The organism is Paenibacillus sp. FSL L8-0435 (genome assembly GCF_037965655.1).
Classification (GTDB): Bacteria; Bacillota; Bacilli; order Paenibacillales; family Paenibacillaceae; genus Paenibacillus.
Genome location: NZ_CP150185.1, coordinates 1,654,284 through 1,679,608, shown reverse-complemented (window position 1 = coordinate 1,679,608; position 25,325 = coordinate 1,654,284). Strand labels below are relative to the sequence as shown.

The 25,325-nt window shown below is 42.8% G+C and carries 28 protein-coding genes; 3 read left to right on the top strand and 25 right to left on the bottom strand.

The window, feature by feature from the left end:
- Positions 1-2: 2 nt before the first annotated feature.
- The 12 genes from NST33_RS07590 to NST33_RS07535 form a co-directional block, all read right to left on the bottom strand.
- Entirely contained in the window at positions 3-377 is a 375-nt protein-coding gene (locus NST33_RS07590; protein ID WP_339307413.1) for a hypothetical protein, read from the bottom strand.
- A 103-nt stretch (positions 378-480) separates the two neighbouring features.
- On the bottom strand, positions 481-1,116 hold the full coding sequence (locus tag NST33_RS07585; RefSeq protein WP_339307411.1) for an AAA family ATPase: 636 nt from the start codon (positions 1,114-1,116) through the stop codon (positions 481-483).
- 82 nt (positions 1,117-1,198) lie between these two features.
- A complete protein-coding gene (locus tag NST33_RS07580) occupies positions 1,199-1,429 on the bottom strand; it encodes a hypothetical protein (protein WP_339183123.1) in 231 nt (76 codons plus the stop codon).
- 39 nt (positions 1,430-1,468) lie between these two features.
- Positions 1,469-1,903, bottom strand: a complete 435-nt coding sequence (locus tag NST33_RS07575; RefSeq protein ID WP_339307409.1) for a DUF4279 domain-containing protein — start codon at positions 1,901-1,903, stop codon at positions 1,469-1,471.
- A gap of 519 nt (positions 1,904-2,422) precedes the next feature.
- Positions 2,423-2,971 (bottom strand): SMI1/KNR4 family protein, encoded by a 549-nt coding sequence (locus tag NST33_RS07570; RefSeq protein WP_339307407.1) that lies wholly within the window; start codon positions 2,969-2,971, stop codon positions 2,423-2,425.
- 575 nt (positions 2,972-3,546) lie between these two features.
- Positions 3,547-4,029, bottom strand: coding sequence for an SRPBCC family protein (locus tag NST33_RS07565; protein WP_339307405.1), 483 nt, complete (start codon positions 4,027-4,029; stop codon positions 3,547-3,549).
- Positions 4,030-4,047: 18 nt separating this feature from the next.
- The gene (locus tag NST33_RS07560) at positions 4,048-4,356 is read right to left on the bottom strand and encodes a hypothetical protein (protein WP_339307403.1); all 309 of its coding nucleotides are present in this window, start codon (positions 4,354-4,356) and stop codon (positions 4,048-4,050) included.
- Between the two features lie 131 nt (positions 4,357-4,487).
- Entirely contained in the window at positions 4,488-5,174 is a 687-nt protein-coding gene (locus tag NST33_RS07555) for a hypothetical protein (RefSeq protein WP_339307401.1), read from the bottom strand.
- Between the two features lie 127 nt (positions 5,175-5,301).
- A complete protein-coding gene (locus NST33_RS07550; protein ID WP_339183111.1) occupies positions 5,302-5,718 on the bottom strand; it encodes a hypothetical protein in 417 nt (138 codons plus the stop codon).
- Between the two features lie 207 nt (positions 5,719-5,925).
- Positions 5,926-6,291, bottom strand: a complete 366-nt coding sequence (locus tag NST33_RS07545) for a hypothetical protein (protein ID WP_339307399.1) — start codon at positions 6,289-6,291, stop codon at positions 5,926-5,928.
- A gap of 401 nt (positions 6,292-6,692) precedes the next feature.
- Positions 6,693-6,998, bottom strand: a complete 306-nt coding sequence (locus NST33_RS07540; RefSeq protein WP_339307397.1) for a WXG100 family type VII secretion target — start codon at positions 6,996-6,998, stop codon at positions 6,693-6,695.
- A gap of 1 nt (position 6,999) precedes the next feature.
- Positions 7,000-8,388 (bottom strand): hypothetical protein, encoded by a 1,389-nt coding sequence (locus NST33_RS07535; protein WP_339307395.1) that lies wholly within the window; start codon positions 8,386-8,388, stop codon positions 7,000-7,002.
- An 82-nt stretch (positions 8,389-8,470) separates the two neighbouring features.
- Here NST33_RS07535 and NST33_RS07530 point away from each other — a divergent pair, with 82 nt between their 5' ends.
- Entirely contained in the window at positions 8,471-8,812 is a 342-nt protein-coding gene (locus NST33_RS07530) for a hypothetical protein (RefSeq protein ID WP_339307393.1), read from the top strand.
- A 252-nt stretch (positions 8,813-9,064) separates the two neighbouring features.
- Here NST33_RS07530 and NST33_RS07525 read toward each other — a convergent pair whose 3' ends face one another.
- From NST33_RS07525 to NST33_RS07510, 4 genes are all read right to left on the bottom strand, one after another.
- Entirely contained in the window at positions 9,065-10,786 is a 1,722-nt protein-coding gene (locus tag NST33_RS07525) for a helix-turn-helix domain-containing protein (RefSeq protein ID WP_339307391.1), read from the bottom strand.
- Between the two features lie 45 nt (positions 10,787-10,831).
- On the bottom strand, positions 10,832-11,608 hold the full coding sequence (locus tag NST33_RS07520) for an IucA/IucC family C-terminal-domain containing protein (RefSeq protein WP_339307389.1): 777 nt from the start codon (positions 11,606-11,608) through the stop codon (positions 10,832-10,834).
- Between the two features lies 1 nt (position 11,609).
- Positions 11,610-12,650, bottom strand: coding sequence for an iron-siderophore ABC transporter substrate-binding protein (locus tag NST33_RS07515; RefSeq protein WP_339307387.1), 1,041 nt, complete (start codon positions 12,648-12,650; stop codon positions 11,610-11,612).
- Positions 12,651-12,786: 136 nt separating this feature from the next.
- Complete coding sequence (locus NST33_RS07510; RefSeq protein WP_339307385.1) at positions 12,787-13,080, bottom strand: hypothetical protein; 294 nt, start codon at positions 13,078-13,080, stop codon at positions 12,787-12,789.
- A gap of 160 nt (positions 13,081-13,240) precedes the next feature.
- Between NST33_RS07510 and NST33_RS07505 the strand changes: the two genes are divergently transcribed.
- Positions 13,241-13,612, top strand: a complete 372-nt coding sequence (locus tag NST33_RS07505) for a hypothetical protein (RefSeq protein WP_221822532.1) — start codon at positions 13,241-13,243, stop codon at positions 13,610-13,612.
- A 42-nt stretch (positions 13,613-13,654) separates the two neighbouring features.
- Here the strand turns inward: NST33_RS07505 and NST33_RS07500 are convergent, their stop codons facing one another.
- From NST33_RS07500 to NST33_RS07490, 3 genes are read right to left on the bottom strand one after another with little or no spacing between them, the layout of a single operon-like run.
- Positions 13,655-14,239, bottom strand: a complete 585-nt coding sequence (locus tag NST33_RS07500) for a chloramphenicol phosphotransferase CPT family protein (protein ID WP_221822530.1) — start codon at positions 14,237-14,239, stop codon at positions 13,655-13,657.
- 23 nt (positions 14,240-14,262) lie between these two features.
- Complete coding sequence (locus tag NST33_RS07495; RefSeq protein WP_210107471.1) at positions 14,263-14,985, bottom strand: HEAT repeat domain-containing protein; 723 nt, start codon at positions 14,983-14,985, stop codon at positions 14,263-14,265.
- 55 nt (positions 14,986-15,040) lie between these two features.
- Positions 15,041-15,766 (bottom strand): hypothetical protein, encoded by a 726-nt coding sequence (locus NST33_RS07490; protein ID WP_221822527.1) that lies wholly within the window; start codon positions 15,764-15,766, stop codon positions 15,041-15,043.
- A gap of 141 nt (positions 15,767-15,907) precedes the next feature.
- Here NST33_RS07490 and NST33_RS07485 point away from each other — a divergent pair, with 141 nt between their 5' ends.
- Complete coding sequence (locus NST33_RS07485; protein WP_221822525.1) at positions 15,908-16,510, top strand: hypothetical protein; 603 nt, start codon at positions 15,908-15,910, stop codon at positions 16,508-16,510.
- Between the two features lie 69 nt (positions 16,511-16,579).
- Here NST33_RS07485 and NST33_RS07480 read toward each other — a convergent pair whose 3' ends face one another.
- From NST33_RS07480 to recQ, 6 genes are all read right to left on the bottom strand, one after another.
- Positions 16,580-17,059, bottom strand: a complete 480-nt coding sequence (locus NST33_RS07480) for a hypothetical protein (protein WP_221822523.1) — start codon at positions 17,057-17,059, stop codon at positions 16,580-16,582.
- A gap of 115 nt (positions 17,060-17,174) precedes the next feature.
- Complete coding sequence (locus NST33_RS07475; protein WP_221822521.1) at positions 17,175-17,822, bottom strand: DUF3885 domain-containing protein; 648 nt, start codon at positions 17,820-17,822, stop codon at positions 17,175-17,177.
- Between the two features lie 138 nt (positions 17,823-17,960).
- Positions 17,961-18,290: a DUF3024 domain-containing protein gene (locus tag NST33_RS07470; protein ID WP_260632869.1), complete on the bottom strand. Its 330-nt coding sequence runs from the start codon at positions 18,288-18,290 to the stop codon at positions 17,961-17,963.
- A gap of 543 nt (positions 18,291-18,833) precedes the next feature.
- A complete protein-coding gene (locus tag NST33_RS07465; RefSeq protein WP_221822520.1) occupies positions 18,834-19,751 on the bottom strand; it encodes an NAD(P)-dependent alcohol dehydrogenase in 918 nt (305 codons plus the stop codon).
- A gap of 775 nt (positions 19,752-20,526) precedes the next feature.
- The gene (locus NST33_RS07460) at positions 20,527-22,569 is read right to left on the bottom strand and encodes a B12-binding domain-containing radical SAM protein (RefSeq protein ID WP_339307382.1); all 2,043 of its coding nucleotides are present in this window, start codon (positions 22,567-22,569) and stop codon (positions 20,527-20,529) included.
- A gap of 633 nt (positions 22,570-23,202) precedes the next feature.
- Positions 23,203-25,083, bottom strand: coding sequence for a DNA helicase RecQ (recQ, locus tag NST33_RS07455; protein WP_036610632.1), 1,881 nt, complete (start codon positions 25,081-25,083; stop codon positions 23,203-23,205).
- Positions 25,084-25,325: the final 242 nt, after the last annotated feature.

The following is a 25,325-nucleotide window of genomic DNA, read 5'->3' as shown; positions in this document are numbered from 1 at the left end:
ATTTAGGAGAGAGGTTGGAGAATTTCACCTTTCCAATTAACGATGTTTATTTTTTTATCTTTCAAGAGGCACCAATCAATAATTTTACCTATCCATTTTGGCGTGATGATCTCATCGCTCCATTTCGGTGTTAGTACTCTTCTGTATCCTATATATTCTTTGGTCCAGCCTTCGAATTCTTCTCCGATGATGACTATAAATGGGGGCTTGTTCCTAATACTGTGTTGTCCCACTTCATAAGTGACGATTAACTTCTTATCCTCAGAAACGATATGTAATTTGATTATCCCTTCATCGTCAATATCCGGTTCAACATACCAATAAAATAATCGATTGGAGCGAACGATTTTACGTTTATATTTTTTTCTTACGCCCATAACTCACCTCGCATATTTCTTTTTCCTTGGTTCGCAGTATTTGTTCAGTTCCAAGACACAGCTAGAGTAGCTGTGAGATCTGATATCAAAAGCCACACTAAGATTAAGGAGTTGTACTCTTGTAAAAATCAATTACTCTATCAAAGATCTCGCTCTCGCATTTTTTTATGTCCGGTAATGTCTCGCTATGCTTTACAATATGATGTATATTATCTGCTACAGTCTCTGCTTTATGAATCCCCACATATCCTGGTACCAGTTCATTAAGATAATGGAAGTATCTCATTTGAGGTTCAATCATGCGTAGATGTTTATCAAAATTTCTTCTAGATCTTGTCTGATCCATCTCCTTTCGCTTGCGCAGTTCATCTTCTTCTGCCCAGAATAGTACATAAGCATCCGGTAATGATATTTCATTCTCCAATAACTTCTTTCTAAAAAAGTTCGCTGTCTCATCTAAAGATAGGTGCTCAGAACCATATATCCAGCTGTACCAAATCTTAAATACATCGCCATCCAAAATCACATACTCATGTTGTTGATTCTTCTCATATGCTATATGCCATCTATCGATTTGTCTCTCCAGTAACCACATCATAAGTTCCTTACCTTCAAGTTGAGGAGATTCAAAAAGGAACCCTGTTTCTGGAACAATAAATGCATCATATTGTGTAGCGAACTGCTGACAAGTAGTACTTTTACCTACAGAACTGGCACCTTCGAGACAAATTATCGTCATTCAATTACCTCCAGATATTACTCACCAAATGATTAATCAACCTTCACTGGCTCTTAAGCGATCATGTTGAATTTATATTAGACTATGTATTGTAGATTTCTTTGATCCTTAGCCATGTTTCATACCAAAATGTTTTTCGTTTAAGAGGTTTTATTACCTTAATTGGGACTTCTTTTCGTTTCAAATAAACCGTGCCATCCACTTCAATGAGTCTATCGCCAAATGCAAATACCATATCCTTGCAGTCTTTGTGATACTGGTTCTCTCTTGTTTCTGACCACTCCGCTTTTTCAATAGAATGTCGTTTTCTCATTATTTAAGATCCTCCTTTAAGGAAAACAACTTTATTTTCTTATTCCAATTTTTCATCATTATATGGATTTGCATACAAATCAACATCAATTTCAGCATGAATCATATTAACAAATTCAATAAAATCAGAATCGAAATAAAGAGCAGGAGTTTTCCCTTCTACTATTCTTATTACAATGAAAAATTTCGTACTTAATCGATGTTCAATCCGAATCGAATTGATCTCTTTTACTTTGTTTCTTAATACATCGACTACTTTTGTTAATTGGTGATTTACATCTAATGATTCTTCATAATCCGTACCTAATGTCCAAGATGTTTCTTTTATTCGCTGCTTTTTGTTGATTATATCGCCTTTATAAGCCGTATTTGTAGGTTCAATTTTAAGTATTGAAGTTACATGATTCGGATCGAATTCATCTCCAAATAAACAAAAATAGGCCATCACTTTGGTTTTGTCTTTCAGGAGATTCACCTCTTTAAGAATTGATGTATGGATTCTTTAGAAATAATAATTAATCAGAAAATATATACCAAGCGAATTCCTCATTTAATCCATAAATTCTTAATATCTTCTACTATGGTTTTTGAAATATGTTTGGATGAATCCTGTGGATACAACCACACTGTTACGATAAGTGTTAAACATATCGTTAATCCTAGAATAACTCGCCCAACAACTCTAAGTCTGGTGTATTTAAGCAAATAATAAACTAAACTAGATGAGATCAGAATAATCACACCATTCATCATAAAGGTCATGGGCAAGCTTATAATCCTGCCTAATCCGGTGTTAGGATATTTTAATAAAAGTAAAATCTCTCCTACTACAAATGGAACTGACAGTAGAACAATATAAAAAAAATGACTTTTAAATTTCCTCTCCACCACTGAACTCACCTACTCCAACTCTTTCAATACAATTCCACATAACATTCCTGTATTCACGAATCCTCTAGTTTGAAAGTACTCCTCAGAAATTTCCTTCAATATTTTATCCTCTTAATCTATAATAATTTTCTGCCGTATATATTGACCATTCCCAAAACTTATCTCCTTGACTGATAATAAATCGTTCGAACCACAACTCGAAGTTCATATTCAAGGGTCTCGACTCATGAAAATGATCTATGTGCCCCTTAACCTTTAAGTAATTATTTGAGCCTTGGTTATATGCTTTCAGATCAATTATTATATTATCTTGATATATATAGGCTATCTTTAAGTACCCATCAGTTGGTTCCTCGTACGTTGATTCTTCAATACCCTGCCACTTATATAAATATGATTCTCCACTGTATTGCGGATGGTCACATAATGAACAACCATTGGTTATCTTCAAAAAGTTAAGATAATCATTGGGAAGTTTATACCCTAACTTCCTTTGGAATTCCAATAAATCACTTTCATCTGCTGCTTCATTAAACTGACAGGTAGCTTGAGTTAAATAACCTTCATGAAGTTGTAGTTCTAGTAATTTATTATTTTCTAATCTTTTCTTTAAAGAGTCTATTGTTTTATAAATTAATTCTCCTTGAATCAACGTCCATCAATCCTTTCGGCAATTTTGTATAACGTTTGGCATTTCTGACGTTCAAGCAGCTTAAGTGACCGTAGGGAACGGGTCGTTAGACTTAGCTGTTTGAATGTATCGCTTAATAACGCGCTTGAAAATCCTTTTTAGCGATCAAGGGCGTATGCCCACAGTAGGAATGCTGTGTTATCGGATGTCATCGTATTCTTTGTATACCCTCACCTGTAGTTATCGTTAATTATCGTATCACGGTAGCTGAATACTGGTTTTTGCGATGCTTCGTTCGTTGTTGGAAAGAATAGCTATACGAATTAAACACTGGAATGGCAATAGAGGGATAATCTGCTTTCACGCATATTTCCCCCAAATATAAGCAGGAAATATTATCACATCTAATCGATTACAGTCTATAGCGAATCAATCCCTTGATTCTGTATAGTCCTAGTATCATCTTTATTTCATCCCCATCATGTCGGTCTCAGATAACTAATCTGTATACACGAATCCTTAGTCACGATAACCCCCCAATATGGTGATCAACGTTGAGGTAGGATGTTATATTGAAATAACTTTTTTTAATTCTGTTAATCTTTTATCTTGAATGCTTCACTATAGATTTTACGCAACTCAATTGAGTTATCGTGCCACTGAATGGGCTTACCATTGATAATTTGAACCAATACATCCAGACACCTATGCCATCCCGCAGCGGTATTCACTGCCCATGAATCATCGTTAAACGTATGGGTAAAGATCATTCGACATCCTTTATCTTCTTTCTGCAATGAAATGTTAATCAGATCATCAACTTCACGGAAACCAAATACATATGGCTTTTCTAACTCTGTAATGGTCCCCTCATATGTCGTTCCTTCACCATCATCGAAGGCAATCCTGCCACCAATTCTCAGATCCATCTCTCCTGTTGCGAAAGGGTACCATTGGGCGAAGGAATTAGGCTTCGTGATCACAAGGAAAACATCTTCTGGATTATGATGAAGAAATCGTTCAAACCTCAAAGCATAACGACCGTTTGACTCATGTAATGTACCATATCCATTCATCATTACATCCTCCTTCATTCATCACATATATCCATGTTCAGGTTCACCAACATCAAAACCTAATATTTTTGACGCTTCCAACTTGAACGTTTCTATCCATGAAGTCCAATCATCGTTATTCATCTGTGCATAAAATGATAATCCACTAGGCTCAACAGATGCTTCAATAAAGACATCATCCTCTTCGGTTCCAAACCAATGTGGAATTCCACTTTTATAACCAATCCACCCTGGCATCCGCTCATATACTTTAGAAACTTTAGCCCACACCTCATCAGGCATGTCATACCTTATATTTAGGTTGCAATTATGAGAGTTTATGTTGTTCATTTACATTCTCTCCTTCTACCTTAGACGTATATCAAAATTTATCCTATATATATAGGTAAAGTACCACACTTCTCCCACTACTTGATCAAGGATGTATCTCTTGTTCTTTATATACTATTTTCGTTTATAGTTTACCAAATATCTTCTCCCTTTAAGATTTCTTTCGTAGGCTGATCTACAGCTAACCAAGTAGAAATATCCTCTTCTATTTTTCTCTTCCACGCTATTAAAAAATGTACTTGGCATATCTGGTGGGAATCAATCTCTGTCATAGATACTTCAATGCCTTGATCAGAATGTAAGACAAAACTATACTTCTCAAAAGCAGAGTTCAAAGCAAGAGATTTAGGAATCATATCACCTTGGTTTCTTTTTCCCATTATCAGTGGTTCTTCTTGGGTTCCTATGTGTAAGCGGTACTGTTCATTCTCATATTCGACAGCTTCAAGATTTTCTCCCGTGTCAGATCCGTAATCTTCCCAGCCGTATACCTCTATCCACGAAGCAGAAAAGCTACACGTGCTTGTCTGATGATATGCATTGGGTTTGATTCTAAATACGGCTCCCCAGCATTCGTCTACTTCCTGAGGTGAAGAAGGATTATGGTTCAGATTACAGAGCACTAACTCGCAATCAAACGAGTCGTAGTAATATTGGTAGAGTGATCCGCCATGTTTGAGCTGAGCACAGTGACTAGGAAGATAAAATTCGCTGGAGACAGCAAGAGAAAGTTCAATTGTTCCAAGAGGCGTATCTATTGAAGGTTTTATAAGATCAGTCCCTTGAATTAAGGCTTCTTTTCCACGAAAAAGCTTCATTATATCCCTCCTTATAGTCTTTCACTTAACTTCGTGAATCAGCGGTAATGCATCGTTATACCATACATTCTTTCAACATCTCTTCAAATCACTTCACATTAGCTCTCGCCTTCGTAAGAGTTACCTTCTAATCTTGATAATTTAAAAAGTATTTATTATATAGGTTGGGCTCCATTTCTTTTATTCTAATTCCATTCTCTCCTGCATCATCTATCCCTCTTATGTAGAAAAGACACTTAAAATTTTTATCAAAGACAATACAAGAAAAGTCCCAGTCTTGGTACCTATAATGATCTAATAAATCTTTCTTCGATTTGATATATGGTATAAAACTCATCTTATTTGAATTATCGATAATTTGTATCACATTATCTAACTTTAATATTTTATTTTTAGATAAGTAGGTATCGAGATCTTCTTCATGGTAAATGTCTAAAAATAAAATAGAATTATCTTCTATTAGTAATTCATCTAAAACTTTCGTGATATTACAATTTAGAATCTTAAAGTATGGAGGCGTTTTGATAATCTGTAATGGTTCCATCAGTTCTCCCCAAAAAGTTTTATTGATAACTTGTATCTACAAACCCTCACTACCCTTAAGAGTCCAGCGACTTGCCGCAATTCAGTAAGGTAGTGCATGGTTACCTGCTGACTCCATTTCTTCGAATATCCTCTATAGACCAAGAAGTGAAAGCAACACGGCGTAGATATGTTGTTATTAAGATATTAATTTCCTTACAAGAAATACTCATAGATTATATTTCGTTTTCATTCTTTCATATAACTTATAATCCGCATTTCTATTTACAATCTCTCCAATTAACTCTTTCCATTTGTTTTCAATCCACTTAGGACTTTGTTCTTTCAGAATATCCTCGTTAAATTGACTATCGATATACTCCAAATCTTGTTTAAGCACTCCAATATCCTTAATCAGTTGATTTCTCGATTCTTTTTCTAGCGATACCTTATTCGATAAAATGTCGTCTGTGATTTCAACACTTATATACGTATACATATCTTTAAACACATTATAGATTAAATCGGTTGATGATAATTGAACTTCCTTGAAGTCGGAATTCAGAAATACAAATGATTCTTCACCAACTTTCAACCTCCTACTAGTGCCTGAACTACATATATGATAACCCATATTGTTACATTTACGAAAGGAAATTGGCGAATAAAGGAGATTTATTAGTTTACTCAACCCCTTATCCAATCGATCCAATGAGCTTTAAATACGATGAATATATGCAGGGTTTTACAGAATGCGAGTACGCAGTGGAACCTTTCATTATAGTAATAAAACAAAAAGGTCCTTTTTCATCCCATAGGGAATCCGAAGACCTTCCGATGCATTTGGAACCTATCAACTTTAAAAAAGGTAGAGCGTATCGCTTCGCCACATCATCTGAATGTCATAACTTCGTGGATTGATATTCAGGCTTTCTACATTACAACCCTGTGCCGATCTTTGTTGCTGCAGAATCTGCATACCACTGTTCGAATATCTCAGCTCAGCAAGCTGTGCTCCCTCCGGTCTCTGAAGTCCTCACGGTCAGCTTCCTCCATTCTGTGAATGTATCGTCGCAATGCTTCTTTATGCGCCTCCAATTCATCCATTCGGCTGAATGTCCCGTTCAGGAAAGATTGCATTTTGAATCCTAGCGTTGTGGCAGCATTTCCTGCCCAATCTTGCTCCAGTCTACTATGTATTGAACGCATCTTCTGCTCCTGCTGCACTAAGCGCTCCTGCAACTGCTCACATTGCTGAACGGCTCTTCTCAGATCGGATAAAGATACCGATATTCTTCCCATGTCAATTACCTCCCGTTAAGAACTGGTCTGCTTGAACGAAATCTTCGTGCTTGCGTTCAATGTACTCGGCAATCTCGCTGATGGATTCCTGATACCAACGGTTAATTCGTTCCAGTGTCGCCGTAGCTTCGTAAGCGATTGACGTGAAGGAATGGCTTTCACTTGTGGAAGTATAAGCCTCGAACATTCGGATGGAAGCTTGTGCATCATTGGAAAACCCGCTCAGACTAAGGCGCATTTCCTTGGCTGCCTGTGCCAATTCCTCCGGCGTTAGTCGGATTGTCCCACCACCTTGACCTGACTTTCCATTGGATACAGCCGCAATCAAGGGAGCCACAAACCCTCCAACGATGTTTGACAAAGCCATCCGTGATTCCTGATAAGCATTCCAGCGTGGTGAGATGTCAATTTGTTTCCCCGTGGCGCGATCGATAAGTGGACCGTCCAAGTTTCCCTGTTCATCAAACTGATACTGGTTCATCGAGTGATATCCTTTGCCTTCTTCCTTGGAAAACGAGTCCATCAATCGAACAATATTACCGACCTGAAACTTGTCTAGGTCGATATCAATTGGGAAATTGTATGTTACTAACGGGCCGCTGGGCCCCATCGGACTAATCGGCACCATGAGCTGGAATTGCAGTCTCCAGTTTTGGTACATCGCATTGGCCGAGTCAAAATCCTGGCCTTTGTAGTACGTGCTGCCAACATGTCTGTCATATTCAAAAAGTCCTCCTGCACCTACTGAATCGTTTGGCTGAACGATGTTTACCACTTTTTTATCATAGTAACCTTCGTTCACTTTCGCCAAGCTTGCATCGTCCAGCAGATTGGTTACACTCGGAGCACTGTATGTCATGGCCGACAAATCCTGTCGCGCTGCCACATATTGCGCTAAACCACCTCCAAGCGAATGTCCCGTAAGAGAGATACTTTCGTCAGGATATTTTGCTTTGACTTGTTCATAAAGTACTTCCGCCTGATGAAATTGGTTGTTCTCCCAATCGATATCGTCCTTAATGGATTGAATAAAACTTTTCTTGAAAATGTTATGATGATTAGGATCAGTTACGGCATCCTCCAGTTCTCTGGTACGTCCACCTAAAACATCGAACACATCTGTTTCGTAATCGGCCGCTCTACCAAGCCAGCTCCCATCTGGCTCCGTTCCGCGGTAACCGATGACAATCTGATTCGTCTGATTGTTGTGGAGGATGACGGAATCAAAACCCGACACTTTATTGTGGAGCTTAGCACCTTCAGGTTCAATGACCTTCCATTGTGCATAATCACCCTCCTCCGTAAGGGATGTTCCAGCAGTAACGTTTTTCTGGTAGGCTAAGTCAGATATTTCCTTATACAACTCATCGCTAATGTAATCGTTCCGCATAAGTACCTCCTGAATTGAACATTTCAATATGATTATGTAAACTAGTGATAATTCAATCTTTATAGTATATTAATACCAGTATATGAAAGTAGAGGTGTCCCTTTTGAGAAAACCTTTCTTCCTGTTTGTAATCTTAATTATCTCATCTTTCTTGCTTGGAGCATGTGCCTCCAAAGAGGAAAAGATGATTGTATCCTCCGCCGAGAAGTTCGCTGCAAATTATATTCTCGAAAAGTACGGTGAAACCGTTCGTTTTACGGAGTATAGATTCTCTCCTCCCGATTTAAGCAAGTCGTTAGGCCTCCACGGCTACATTGAAGGCGATAAGAAAAAGAAGGTATTTGTTTTCGTGAACTACGATCCTTTAAGTATTAAGACACTATCACTTCCTGAAGGTATATCCAAAAAATCAAATTCCAAATAGAGAGTTGAAGTTATTTTTAAAACGATCAATCTATATAAACAATTTGAAACTATAGGGAATATATGGATTGTATCTTTCGTCAATTACTTCTGTCAACGTTCTCAGTAACAATAAAATGAAGAAACAAATGCGATCTACATAATAGAATGACTGCATTCTTAACTATGATACATCTCTGTTTGAAGAAGTTCTCCACTAATTCGATGAACTCTGAATATACTGAAATAAGGGGAGTAATTGTATAACTCCCCCTCACCCCAACAACGCCTGCTCGATCTGACCCACAATCCCATTAACACCTATCGGCCCATAACAGCCGATCCATGTTGCAGCATCAACAGAGTGTACACACTGTTGCTCACCCCCATCCAGCATTTCCAAAACCCTCGTCTCTGTCGCAGATATCCCATCCTGCATAAGCTCATTACTCAGCAAAAAGTAGTGGCTAGCTTGTACTGCAGGTAATCTCTCAACCGAGATATGATAGGCCGTGTCGGCGGTATCTGCTACAAACAACGGAACGGGCAGACCCAGATCACGGTACAGCACAGCGCCTGTGCGATGAGCAGCAGAATGGACGCGCACGAGGGAATCGAGTGGACGAATCAATGCCACACTTTTTCCTGCCAGTACGGAGGACAATTCCTCGGATAGCAAAGCTGTTCGGCGATGATAATCCGCGATAATCTGCTTGGCCTCTGCTCGCTTGCCTGTCAGTTCACCGAACAGACTTAGAATGGTCTGCCAGTTTTCGTTACGCTTGAACATGAGTACTGGAGCGATTCCACTTAACAGTTCATGGTGCTGATCATGCACCTCGGTGCAAATAATCAGATCCGGCGCAAGTCGCTCTACCGCCTGGAGATCGGGGTATTCATACGTACCAAGTAATGCTGTATGCTGGAGTCCTGACCGGAGTGATTGAGGGAACGTTAACACGGTACTTCCAAGTCCGACACTTCCTACCGGAGACAAGCCCAGTGCAAGCAAATGATCAGCATATTGCACATCGAGGACAGCTATACGCTGTGGTATTTCGGTGACGGTGTACTCCCCGCGCATATGGCAGATGACCGGGCCTTCGGCTGATTCATAGGAAGAAGCTGTGCGATGTTGCAGCAAAGCATTCGCATAGTCTGCATCTCTTCTCGAAGCGGCGGCATGCCGGTAATGTAGCGGTGGGACGCCATTATATTTTTTAAATGCCCTACTGAAATAATACATGTCGCGGTAGCCCATTTTTTCAGCAATTTCCCCAATGGACGCATCCGTATGACGCAGCATGCGTGAGGCACTTTCCATACGCAGCTGAATGACGTATTCCATCGGTCCAAGCTGCTTCTCTTGTTTGAATCGTCGCTGCAGCTGTCTTACACTACAGCCCGCCAGGGCTGCCAGCTCTTTTAGCTCCAAGTTTTGACGATAGTGCGATGTGATATAAGAAGCGACTACATCCACCATGTCGGACTCCGCTCCCCCTTGCCCCCGTTCATACTCCATGATCAGCTCGTAGATCATTCCTTGAAGCAAAGCGTTGGCATAGAAACGTTCCAGTCCTTCACCGCGGCGCCATTTGACAACGATTTTTTCGGCGTTTTCGATCCATTCCGCATGGGTTGCCGAGTTTTGAACAAATGACCTGCGCAGCGGGTGCTTGCGATATGAAGGTACAACAAGAGAGGCTCCCCCTATGGAAGAAGCCTTGTACATAATGACAATATAATGAATGTCCTCTGATCTGGCCGTCAGCGTAAAGGATGATCCCTTCACCACATGACAGGCAAAAGAAGCTCCAATGTGGCAACCCTCGCCATCCATTGCAAGCTCCCCTTCCCCTCCATATGCCAGCAGCAGCACATTTGAAGTTATATCCGTTTCGTGTAAAACGCTGCCTGTCTGCAAAGTACCGCTATCCCCGTCAAGCATCTTGATCGCCGTATCACTCCATAGACTTGTCTGTTCTTGCAGCGGCATTTCTCTCATCTCCTGACAATCGCAAAGGTAAAATTCTTGCTGTTGTCATTTTAGTTGAGATTCTTTCTCATTGTCAATTTTCGGACATTTGAGACAATATTCGCCTGACATCTGGTAATAGAAACAGCAGGTAATTCGCTCGCTTTTGGCAACATGCACATTGTCCTTACAATCGGTGAAGCGGGTTAACGGATTCTTCCTCTCACCAAACACTTCCCCAGATGCTACCTGCGTCAGATATGAAAAGTCCTCTCGAATGATCTTACTTTCCTGCTCAGTCTCGGCTTCATCAGGAGCGAATAGTCGGCCAATCCGTACCATAATATTCTCCCAGAGAATACTCATCGAAAGAGGTGCAATCGCAGCAAGTGTCTTTAACAGAGGTGTAAGCTGTACCGCAAACATCTCCTCGAGCACCTTTTCGCGCCATGCTCCCCTGTCTCCCGTTAGTCCTTCAGCCTGAAGCCCATTCACCGCTAAAAAAGGAAATCGTGTGCCGCCCTCATGATCTGAGAGCGCCGGATGATAGAGAAAGCTGTTCTCCAGCTGAAAGGTTACATGCTGATGATGAAACGTCATCGCGGTCACGAGCGGAGTCGTCCATAGAAAGCCAAGCCGCTTGGCTAACATGGAGGCTGCGACTTTCATGTCAGGCGCATCGATATAATTCTGAAACCAGCGGATATACTCTCGACACGCCTCTTCGTCATGCAACTCACTCAAAGCAATGGTACGGACACTATGTTCAGGCGGCTCACCAAGCAAAATCGAATGATCCTCTACCGTCTCTTTCCATAAGTCTGTCGAGAGATATGGGTTCATATTAGTTCGATCCGAGCAGGGCTTCCGCTGCCTGATCTACAATCAGATTAATCGCAAGCGGTCCGTAGTATGCAATCCACAGTGTGGAGTTTACGTCATACGTGCGGTTATTTTTCACAGCATCAAGAGACTGCCATACCGGATTGTTCACCATCGCCTCCGCTTCTGCAGCAAACAGCTCATCCGACAGCACAAAATAACGATCTGCCCCAATCTCAGGCACTTTTTCCATCGAGATTTCTACGGAACCATCTTCATTAATCTCCTGTACCAGAGCAGGCATTTTCAGCCCCAAGTCATTGTACATAATACCGCCAATGCGGTGCTCAATACCGTGAACACGAATTCCTTCTTTTCGTGGACGAATGATCGCCACCGTTTCATCGCCCAGCTTCTCTGACAATTTTGTCTTTAGCCCGGCAATTTTGTCTTCATACGTTGTGCGCACTTTCTCTGCCTCGTCCTGCTTGTCTGTAATCTTAGCCACTGTAGCTAACGTATCACGCCAATCTTCGTAAAAATCAAGTACCAGGGTAGGTGCAATTTTGCTTACACTCTCATACTGTTTCTCCTGGAAGTCCGTCATGATAATCAGATCCGGGTCCAATGCTACAATCGCTTCCAGATTAGGCTCGTCCCGTGTACCCAGAACCTGTACGTCACTCGGTTGATCGCCTAAGTATTCTGGAAATTCCGTATTACCTCCAGCGATAACACTACCTGCCGGCTTCTCGCCAACGGCTAACATTTGATCCAGAAATTTAACATCAAGTACTGCAATTTTCTGTGGTTTTTCGTTTAGAGTGATGTCACCCTTCATACCCTTGATCGTTACGGGAAAAGCTCCGTCGGTCTGTGTTTCTGCATTCGCAGGTGTCTCCGCTGGCGTTGCCGCAGACGGATTGCCACTATCTGTACCTGTGCCGGCACCGCAAGCCGTCAGGACAAGAATAAGGGCCAACATCAAGCCCAGGAATAATCGTGATTTGTGAGCAGTATATGCTTTGCTTCCGGCAGCCTGCCTCTTTGTTCCTTGATTCATGATGAATCCCCCTTATGGTTAATACTGATAATGATTTTCATTATCGACACATAAAGAGAGTATATACGATCTCCGTATCGTGTTACCATGTACTTTTGCGACATTTGAGCCGGACTAATGCGACATGGCAAGCCTTTTATCCGCCCTTTAATTTCTCAGCGATATACCCTTGCAGTCGGTAGATGTCTGAAAGAAGCTCTTCTTCCTCCGGCGTATTTCCATACTCCCCTAGCCAGCGCGGTGTTCGGATATGCCAATCATCTGTCAGGTATTGCTGTTCATCCCTATACTCTAAAATATGTCCCAGGAAATATTCCAGTGAGCCGAAGGACTGCTTTCCTTGATCGTTAATGATGGATTGTGTTTGTTCGATGATCGCGTGTAACATGTGTTGGATATGATCTTCTGGATTCTTAGCGTTAATTTCCATCGGTGACCTCCACCTATCTCTACAAAAAAATGAATTAGTATATTATTTAAATGAGCCTAATATTTCTAAACGTTGAATTCTGTTCTGATTAAATATTATAAATCGATGCCCAATGAGTGTTGAGACATCGATTCCTATCATCTAATTATGGAGGTGAATAATGAGTATGCGACCAAGCATGAAGTATGGCATTATTGTTGGTGCAGTTTTTATTATCGTTGTTCCTATTATCATTGGATTTTATATGTTGAACAAAGTTGTCGATCCTGACGAGACAATGGTTACGAGAACTGAAGTTTCTCCTGAGCTTATTACTATACAAGGTGGATTTGCAGACAGTATTAGCAGATATCACGGCTACTACCTCTCACATCATAACAATTCACTTTACATTCAGATTAAAGGCAGTAAACTTCCTATCGGTGGTAGTAAAGACTTCACAATTTCATTTTCTAATACTTATGGGAATGTTGATGAAATCTACTTATTAGGTCCTGGCAACGCTAAGAAAAAGATTTGGCCGCACCCCTAACTTTCATTGGAATGGATCTCATATGATCTGACGCAAACAGCCTCAGTCTCTTCTGCTTAATTTCTTAAATGCCGAGTATTCCTGATCAGACTTCATATAACTTAATATCTTATCCGCACATGCAGCTGAGCTAAGCTCTTCCGTATTCACTTCCAGATCATATTCATCATAAGAGTAGATGTAGTCGAACTGGGAATGGGCAAGTCCAATCTCGCGATCTCCCCTGCTCTGCTCTCTTCTGGTGAGTTCTTCTTTCGAGCAGTGTACACCTACAAACAATATCGGATAATCCAATAGTAACTCATAAAAATCGTTAAACCACTTGTCATTGCTGATGACCGTATCCACGATGACATTCAGACCCATCTCCGAAAACAGTTTAATGGTTGCACAGTACAACGAATTGATGGGGTCGAACAGGATATCGGTCATCACATGGTGTTCCACTTCTCTTGTTGGTTTCATATCTGGATATGTATTGTCGATAAATTGATCATAATTATGCAGAAATTGATCTACAGATAGATGATGAAACGGAATGTCTCCCTGATTTTTCATTTCCATCGCAATGCTTGTCTTCCCCGAACTTGACGTTCCGTTCAAAAATATAATGAGTCCTCGTTCCATATCGATCACCCTTATCATTAGATTTATTTTATCTTATTTTCTTTTCGTTGTTCTCTCATTTTGGCTAATGCTCGTTTGGCCGCTAGTTTCCCATTATGCATTCCTTTTTTGGAGACTTCTACTAATTTTTCTCTAGCCGGCGTGTAACGATGGAACCCCATAATCTGGCATGCTCTCTCTTGAACATACATATCTTCATCATCTATATATTTCATCAGAGAATCCAGATGGCTTTGCGGGGTTAATGCCATAATGCAATAAATGTACTGACAACGAACATCCTCATTTAATCGTGGATCAGACTCAATTACATCGTTCAATTCATGAATACAACTTAAGTCTTCATTCATTTGATCTCTACTAAGTTCAATATCGCTGGGATAGTCTTTCTTCAATTCATCCCAATCCTGATGAGGATTTCGTTCCAGTTCACGTATGAATGAGCCTGCACTTCTATATGCTGGAGCTATATCCGTCTCCTCATGGCTGATATAACTTATCCTGTACTGGCATGCACCTTCCACATGTAAGCCTATGTAGTTCGAATGATCATCTGTCCATAAAGGAATCATATTGTGGTACACCTCTATTCCAGCCATATCATCCAATGATTCAACGATCTCGTCGCGCTGCATTAATCGGAGAAAAAACTTGTAATCCTTCTGTTTCTGAAGATGAACTTCTAACTCCTCAACGATTGTAGCAGGTAAAGTAATACCGCGTCTGTTATATAGATCAGCAAACATATTTTGTCCCCTCCACAATTCATACCATATCAATTATACAAACAATCGTAACGTTTTAACGTTTACCAATGTATAGCTTCGTTTGTGTCCAATGAAGATTATAGCCATAGCAGTATAGCTCAAAGTATGGATATAAGCAGTTTTCCGCCTCTTGCAAACCTTGATAACGGGGCCATTGCAAGTAATAGGCTACCCAATAATCGCAAGCGATGGAATAGTAGGCTTCGCTCAATATTTCGATAGCTTCATTGTAATCTTTGCGTGAGCGAAGTAGGTCACCAAGTGCTTCGTAAACGACCTCGCTATCCTCTTCATCCGTGCCTTGAATCAGTCCTTGTTCTAACTTGCTAATTTCCCCTGGTGGTAGTGCAACCACTTCCTTTACACACGCCAAAGCCCCGTATGCTTTCTTAGCTACGTCTGCTAGTTCATCATCCTCCGGCACCATGGAGAACAGACTCTTCAATCTTTGAATTAGTTCTTCCCCTAGACCACGGAGCGTTTCCTCGGAAGCATCCTCATGTCCACCATTGAAATAACCCGGCACATATTCGCCAGCGAATTCCTCTGGATTCAACATCTCATAGATCAGACGTATTCTGTCCAGAAAACACTGGCTCTCTGGAATCGGCTCAAACACACGTTCAATCCCTGCTCCCGATGGCATAAACCATTGAAAAAATCCGTAGAGATGGTCTGCCTCAACCTGTTCATCATCTTCTCGCTCAATATCTTCTCCGCCCATCGATAATAAATAGCGGCCATATTCTTGTTGATCCATTCGTACCATCTCCTCGTTTGTTCCACCGCTTTACCACTTTTAGTTTGGCACAACCAATTTACAATAATTTTCAAATATGTGTATAGTAGAAATGAAGCAAAATACTTTCAATATACTAAATCTAACAGAGAGGATGAGATCATGTCTTTTTTCAAAAAGAAGGTTGTTCTAGTCTCTTTATTCGTATTGGCTATCTCTGCTGGTGCAATCGCTTACGTAAATGGTCAATCGAAACCGGACGTGCCCATTCATAACGTCGTCAACCTTTCAGCCAACTCTTTAACATTTCATGAAATAGATAAGCTGGATGCATTCGCTGAACTGATCGTTATTGGTTATGCAATAGAAGATTTCAGAGATCGAGAGCATGTTATTACTGCATTTGATGATGGGACCATGCAATCCTTTCACACCAACACAAACATCAAGATTGAAAAGATATTGAAGAAACCCGAAGATTTCCCTTCAGATCAGAACGAATTGACAATCATCGAACCCGTTAGCCTGGAAGGAGACGTCAAATATACAGCTAATGACTATGTAGAATTGCAGAAGGGTGATAAAAGTGTGCTTTTCTTGATGAAAAATACCTTTGGTGATTACGGATTGATCAATGATAATTTAGGCAAATTCAGCCTTGAAGGGATAACTCAATATAGTGTACATCAATCCTCCACTGTAGAAGAGTTATCCGAATACGAAACTTTCCGTGACTCCGTTATGGAGAAGTACCATTTGAATTAAGGTTTTATCATACAACACTCATCCCTTTAACAGTTGTCTTAATCACCGGTAATAGCAGTCCTCTTCTATCTATTGCACTTCTTTATCTAGGCTTACGTCATAGGATGAAGTTATCGATTTTTGTCTAAAATCATTGGGTATCACTTTAATCTCCACGTTTAGATGTATAGATTCAGGCAAAGTCATCTCAGTTATATTCTCATAACCGATGAAGTAATAATGCTTTTCGTCCAGTTCTATCAAACCTCCACCTGTTGAGCCAGAAGTTGAAATCAAATGTCCGTCACGATAAAGCTCACAAGCAATGTTATATTCCTCCAAACTGTACCCTTTCACTTCATATCCAACCTTGATTTGATTTTCCGTGTAATCAGCATTTCGTAAACTGATCGCACCACCATCCACCATTTGAGTCTGAATTGCAATATTTGCTTCGGGCATCTCCGGTTTCCTTAATAGATAGCCTACTTTCAGGTACCATATAACTCCTAATACAACTACAGCAAGTACAATCATAACAATGAGTAACTTCTTTTCTTTGTTATCCATAATCCTAACTCCTTACATCTGAACACCCTTGAAGTTCTTTCCAAACCTGTGTTTCAAATAATACATTATCCCTGCGCGATCAACATCAGAAAATTATCTTGGATCATCCACCCCATTATCCTAGAAATACATTGTTAATTCTGGCTCGATCATAATCTAAAATCCAACCATTAAATTCTTTATAAATATCCATTAGCTCTTCTCTTGATGCTGAAATAACATCGCAACCTCTATCATCATAGATATGAAATATCGTTTTCTTACTAATATTAATGAAATACACCCTATGATAAATCATTGGCTTAATTCCAACATCATGATTACATATAGCTCTGATTAACTGATTATATTTCAAGTCCTCAACTCTACATTTAGTCCAGTACCTATACATGTTGTTCCTTGGGTCTGGGGTTTCATCCGGTTCACAATCCAAACCTGAAAGTATCTCAAGTCTCAAGGCTCTAATCGGCTCTTTCTTCTTGATATATTTCCTGTACAGGTTCAACTTCTTCACTTTGTGTTTAGACTTATCAGTAAAATAAGCTTGAGTTATTAATAGGACTTCATCTTCTTGACCATGGAGAGCCTTAAATAAATCAAGCGATCGATGGTAAACTCGTTCCATGTAATGCTCCGTATTCATTCCAAACATCAGAGGATTGCCAAGTTCGAATCGTATTGCAACATCCCAATCATAGAAAAGAGGCGGTTTTTCTAATGTTAGGTTTGGAAAATGCTCTGCCAGGTATGTCTTCAGGTCCATTCTGTGGCCTCCAAATTCTCTTTAAAGATGAATGCCAGCTAAAGAATGAATCCGTCTCTTCAATGGTTTCAAGTTTGACATTCATATCTTTTAATGTTAATTATCTTACTCAACTCTCCAACTCTTTTTTTCGAAAAATTAATTCCAGAACATTCCGTTATGACCTTCGTCAACGATCTTGAGTTGTGTTTCAAAATCTTCGTTCGGTTCGATATCATCGATGAAATGCCATCTGCCTTTACTGTCCTGCCAATACACTTTCCATGCCTTCTCATCCAATCTGAACTGTGCTACCGGCATCTGTACCCATTGCTCGCTTCGAAAGGCTTGCCTTTCTTCAATTAACGTCACATGATTTCCTCTGATTTTATAACTTATCTTCATCTGGCTTTTCACGTGCTCGGGTACTGCATTTTGGGTGTAATTATCCATAATCTTTTGAATCCGCTTCTTAGTAAAATCATCCATTTTCTATAGCTCTCCTGCCCTAATCGGTTTTGGTTAATTATATCACGATGTTTTCTCAGACCTAAATGATGCTTTTAGTGATGTAAAAGGTAAAACGGAGCGCGGCTTATACAATGGCAAGCCGTGTCAGGGTGAGGTGCCGCGTACAATGGGTGCAGCACCTCATAGGGTTGCACCGCGTTTTAATAACCGCGGTGCTCATCATACCAGCAGCATTACGGAGGACTACGCTGTGATGCATGCAATAAAAGCGCCACGACCGCATAGTCGTAGCGCTTCTCTCTGCTGCATGTCGCCAATTGGCCATGCAAGCTAACCCCAGAGCCGCTGCATTTACATGGAAGCGGCTTTACGCTCCCAGCAGCAGCATGTAATACTGCGCCTGATGCCCTTCATGCTGCATAAGATCCATCCCCATAGATCAGTGGCTTTACGCTCCCTGTGGTATCGCAGGGATTGACCTTTTCCTCAGCCGATCTTCAGCACCTTTTTCCCTAAAACATGGCCTCAGCGTAAAGCTGATTCCTATATACATCCTTCATTCTATCTGACCGTTATTGCCACATTGCCTTTCTTACGCCCGGTATCCACATATCGGTGGGCCTCCACAATTTCATCCAAAGCATAGGTTCGATCGATGATCGGTTTTAGTTTGTTTTCCTCGATCAACTCTTTGAGAAAGAGTAAATCGGCTGCTTCCATTTTCGGAAGTCGACTGTTGTTTAGAAAAACACCATTGGGTGTTAGGATTTTTTGGCATTGTGAGGGTTTGGCTTTTATTACGGCATCATAAACGATATCGTATTTAGTTTCTGATTGCGTAAAGTCTTCTTCGGTATAATCGATTACTTTATCCGCTCCTATAGATTCTACCAATCCAAAATTACTTTTACTGCACACCGCTGTGACTTCTGCCCCATAGTATTTCGCAAGTTGAATCGCATACGTCCCTAGGCTGCCGGATGCTCCATTGATCAATATTTTCTGACCTGGCTTGATTTTTGCTTTTTGCAAATTTTTCAAAGCTGTAAGTGCTCCCGATGGAACGACCGCAGCTTCTTCGTAGGATAAATGGTTGGGCTTTATTGCAACCATTCCTTTTTTTTCACCGGTTCCGTTTTTCACTTTTTCAGGTAAACAAATGTATTCGGCATAACCTCCACAAAACCCTGTAAGCCCAAAGACCTTGTCTCCTTCCTTAAAGGATTGTACGTCTTTCCCTACCGACTCAATCACACCGGATATTTCCAGGCCAAGTATTAAATTTTTCCTGGGCTTGAGCATGCCGAATACAAGTCTCACCAAGAATGGATCAGCTCTTCGAATACGGGTATCGCCAATATGTGCTGTGGCTGCAAAAACTTTAATTAAAACCTCATGGTCTTTCGGTTTAGGCTTTTCCATCTCTTTCATCTGTAGCACTTCTGGCGGTCCGTAATTGGTGCAAATCACAGCTTTCATATGAACCCTCCTTAGTGTTTCTCTGCCTAGTTCGATCATTGTTTATACATCAGCAGCCATACTGTTGAGCCTTTTTTAACGTTTGATTGGTTGGGCCATGTTTGGGATTGATGTGACTTCAATAAATATGCTTCTGGGCCTGCTTTTAGTGCTATTCTAATAACCCGTTCATCTTCCAAATGTTGTTCCCATCATCCTATCCATTGCGATCACATCCCCAAGTAACAGCCGCAAGCTTTGATAAAACGGATCGTTTTTTCAACTGTACCATGATCTCGAACCGATAACCGTATTATTGATGCAGTAATATGTAAATCAACTTAAAGTAGGCCTTCGTTTAAACTGTACCCTATAAGGGTCATCCTTTTTTAAGTTCCATTGGTATCTGTAGTGGTTGTAATAGGTCATATGAGCCTTGATTTCTCGTTTGACTTCTTCCAGTTCCTCTGGCGTGACCTTGAAAACAAAAGGAAGGCCCTTCTTCATCCCATAGAGAATTAGACGACCTTCCGATGCTTTCGAAACATATGATTTTTTAAAAGGTGGAGCGGAGCGCGGCTTATGCAGTGGCAAGCCGCGTAAGGGTGAGGTGCTGCGCCCAATGGGGCAGCACCTCACGGGATGGCACGGCGTCCATAACCGCGGTGCTCGCCGTTGCAGCATCACGAGCGCATAGCCGTGATGCGTACAAAAAGCGCCACGACCGCTAAGCCGTGGCGCTTCTCCCGCTGCATGCCGCCAATCGGCCATGCAGCTAACCCCTAGGTCGCTGCATCTACATGGCAGCGGCTTCTTCTCCCAGCGGCAGCGTGTAATACTGCGCCTGCTGCCCTTCATGCTGCTGGTACACAACGACCAGCAGCGTCCGGCCTTTCGCGGCAAGCGGGCTGGCGCCAGCTAGCACACGCTCAAGCCGGAACGGAAGCACATCCAATACGGTGTGCTTCTGCAGTTCCTTTTCGCCGAGACCAAGGTCGGCGAAAGCACGGGCACCCATGACCGTCTGTGCGGTCATGGCCGAGGTCATCGGCAACGCACGCGAAGCGTTGCCGTCCACCATGTCCGCCGCTCCATCCGCGGCGGACCCTGTTGCGTCGCCCGAAGTGAGCGACGCTGCAACCCCGGCTTCGCTGCCGATTACACCCGCCGCATCTGCGGCAGAGTCTTCCTCGGCAGCAGCCGAACTTGCCCCAGCGGCACTCGGACCCGTGCCGCTGCTTTCCAGCCACGCCGTGCCTGCGGCGCCGGCAACACGTGGCAGTCGAACGTCTTCCGGACGTTCAGCCAACGTTTTCATATAACCCGCCCACTGGTCTTTCTGGAGTGGATCTTCCCACCAGATTTTGCGTGGTTTGTATTTGTGACCGAGGAAATAGTCCAGTTTCATCAGACCGAGCACGATATCCATATGCGGCGTGTTCCGCGACTCGAGGAAGCTGTGCAGACGAGTGAACAAATCCTCCAGTTGATGACCAATCTTCTGCCAACCCTGACCTTCCCAATAATCCCCAAATGCTTGGAAGAAATCAAACGGTGAATTGAACTCCTGCTCCATCAGATACTTCAGCGTATGGTCCATCCGGTGTGCATTCCAGTATTTCTCCAGCACATCCTCCAGCCGCTTCAGGCGTACGATGTCGCTGAACGGCAACACGTCACTACCCAGAATTTCATATGGCGCGTGATCCATATACGTGTAGTTGTACTTTTCCGCATCCAGACGCAGCCCCGTACCACGCAGCATTTTGAGGAATCCGAGCTGAAGCTCTTCTGGGCCCAGTGCAAACACATCGTTAAACGTTTTGCGGAACGTATTGTAATCTTCTTCCGGCAGTCCGGCGATAAGATCCAGATGCTGGTCGATTTTGCCGCTAGCTTTGACCTTGTTGACCGTACGGCTCAGCTTGGTAAAGTTCTGGCGGCGTTTCACCAGTTCATTTGTCGGATCGTTCGTGGACTGAACCCCAATCTCGAAGCGGAATGTGCCCGGCGGCGCATTCTCTGCCAGATAGTCGAGCACCTCGGGACGCATAATATCCGCTGTAATTTCAAACTGGAACACCGTCCCCTGATGATTCTCGATCAGGAATTTGAACATTTCGAGCGCATAATCCCGCTTGATGTTGAACGTCCGGTCCACAAATTTGATCAGCTTCGCACCCTTCTCGATCAGGTACAGAATGTCCGACTTCGTCCGCTCAATATCGTAATACCGCACACCCACTTCAATACTAGACAGACAGAACTGACAACTGAACGGACAGCCACGGCTGGTCTCAAAATAAACAACCCGTTTCCCAAGCTCCGGAATATCCTCTTCAAATCGATGCGGTGAAGGCAGATCGTTCAGATCCGCCTTTGGCCGTCCTGGCATGAGAATGACCTCTTCCCCTTTGCGATACGCCAGTCCATAGACAAAGTGGAACTTCTTACTCCCTTCCAGCTCCATCAAAAGCTGATGCAGCGTCTCTTCCCCTTCACCCATCACGATGAAATCCACATTTGGAATTCGGTTCATCCAATATTCCGTGTCATAGGACACTTCCGGTCCACCCAGCAGAATTTTCACGTCAGGCATAACCTTTTTCAGATTATCAATGACCTTGATCGTCTCTTCAATGTTCCAGATGTAACACGAGAACCCAATCACGTCCGCACCGCGCTGGTACAGATCAGATACAATGTTCATCACCGGGTCCTTAATCGTATACTCCGCCAGGTCAATATCAAAATCCTTCTCACTGTATGCCTTCAGACACCGCAAGGCCAAGGAGGTATGGATGTACTTTGCATTTAATGTAGAAAGAATAACCTTCATGGTTCACAACCTTTGCCTGGACACCCAGACCATATTTTTTTTGGTAAAAAGAAAGCTGCACAGCCATCCTGCCCCGGATGCTGTTCATCTAAACCTCTTTTGAACTCGCCATTCCATGTCTCATGGACATATCCAACTTTTGTCTTTCAAAGAGTGGACACTCTTTTCAAAAAGACATATACACCTCGCTAAACCCAAACCACAACATACAGTATAAAAAAAGCACATCGAACCTACATATTGTATAAGATGCGGTCAGCCATTCCTAACGCCAATGTCCACCCTTTGAAAGACAATTCGCCACCATTTGTCCACTCTACAGAGACACGACAACCAACTTCAAACTCACTTCAATCTGTAAAATACCTCATTCGCATTCCATCCAAAATTCGATATCCACATATTACTGTCTTGAGCTTTGAAGCTTGAGACTCTAGCGTCGAACCTGTGCCAAACACTTTTCCCGTATCATGGATAAATCATCGACTTGCACGAAGCATATATATCAACTTTTAATCAATTAAGCTTTACGCGTCATGAACTTCAAAGACCTGAAAGCGCGAACGTAAAAACAATCCTCACTTCATCCCAACCAGCCAAACTCGCTCATAATTGATCATAACTCACTCATACCTACTCATACTCGTAAAAAGCATCGTCATCCGTATCCACTTCTTCGCCCGATTGCTTCTGGAAAAACTCTAGGAACGGCAGTCCGTACTTGCGATACTTGACCTCACCGACCCCTTTGATATCCAGCATGTCACGTTCTGTCTGTGGACATACCACACTCATCTCACGCAGGGTCGCATCATTGAAGATAATGTACGATGGTACATGCTCTTTCGCCGCCAGATCACGCCGGATTAGGCGAAGCTGTTCAAATACCGTCTCATTAACCGCAGATGGCATCGCATCGCGTCCGCGACGTCCACCATAGTTCGTACCCGAAGCCGTTGCTGCTGTCTTGCGGACAACACGCTGCATCACTTCACGCTGGCCTTTGAGCACTTCCACCGCTAGTGGTTGCAGACGTACAACTGGATACTGTCCCTCAGACAGCATCAGATACCCTTCGGATACCATCACGTTGATGATCTCCGATATCTCACGTTCTGTCCGATTACCCATCACGCCGTAGGTTGGCAGAGAGTTGAAGCCATAATCAAGCACTTTTTTGGCACGGGAGCCTTTGAGTACCGAAGCGACCAGCGATACACCATACCGTTCACGCATGCGGTGAATGCAGCTGAATATTTTCTGTGCATCAATCGTCATGTCTACCAACTCGCGGTCGTCCGTACAGGAACTGCAAGTACCGCAAGGTGTATCGTCATGCACCTCACCGAAATAATCCAGCTGCGCACTGCGCAGACAACGCGTCGTGTAACAGTAATCCACCATTTGTTGCAGCTTCCGGTAATCGTTCTGTTTGCGGTCGCCGTCCATCGGATTCTGCTCAATCAGGAACTTCTGGGTGATAATGTCCTGTGCCCCGAATAACAGAATACACTGGCTTGGCTCTCCATCCCGGCCTGCACGTCCGGCTTCCTGCACGTATGCCTCCATGTTCTTCGGCATGCTGTTATGAATAACGTAACGCACGTTCGATTTATCAATCCCCATCCCAAACGCATTGGTCGCCACCATCACTCGGATATCATCGTACAAAAAAGCTTCCTGGCTCTGGGACCGTTCATCGTCCGTCATCCCGGCATGGTAGCGTCCTGCGGGCAATCCCGCCTGCAACAAACGCTGATGCAGATCGTCCACGTCCTTACGAGTCGCGGCGTACACAATGCCCGGCTCGCTGGCATGCTCGCGCGCATAATTCAGGACAAAGTCCTTCTTGCTCTCGCCGCGCAGCACGCTAAACGCCAGATTATCCCGCCCAAGTCCGGTCACATATGTCTGCGGGTCCTGCAAACGCAGCAGCCGCAGAATATCGCCCATAACCTCGGGCGTCGCTGTAGCCGTAAAGGCCGCAACCACCGGCCGCTCCGGCAAACTGTCCACAAACGGCGCTACCGCCAGGTAGCTTGTCCGAAAATCATGCCCCCACTGCGATACACAGTGGGCCTCATCCACGGCAACGCAAGAGATCGGTAAATAGCCCATCTCCTCGCGGAACCAATCCAGCTCCAGTCGCTCAGGCGCGACATAGAGCAACTTCAGCTCACCGCGCTGCGCCGCGCGGATGCGATCATTCACTTCTTTGCCGCTAAGTGTACTATTAATATACGCGGCAGCAATTCCGGCGGTCGTCAACGCATCGACCTGGTCCTTCATCAATGAGATCAACGGGGAGACAACAAGTGTCAGACCCGAATATAACAGAGCGGGAATCTGATAACAGATCGACTTACCGCCCCCGGTTGGCATAATACCCAACGTATCTTCACGTTCGAGCAGGCTGGCTACGATCTTTTTCTGTCCCTCACGGAAGTCGGGGTAGCCATAATATTTTTGCAGGAGACCCTGCGCTTCTTCTAATGTAGGTGTTTGCACACTCATGTAAAGACTCCTTACTTATCACCGGTGTTTTTCCACCAGCTTGGTCCGATCCGATTCTGACATCCGAAAGCGGCACATATCCCGATTCCTTGACAACAAAATGGCGTTCTCATGACTTGTCCGTCAAGCAAACGCCGCTCCCTTTAGTTTAACGGCCCAGCCCCGAATGAGCAACCGCGTTTTACTGTAAAACGTTTGAAGCCCCTTCATCAAAATAAAACAACCGTCCTGCCCTAGTTGGA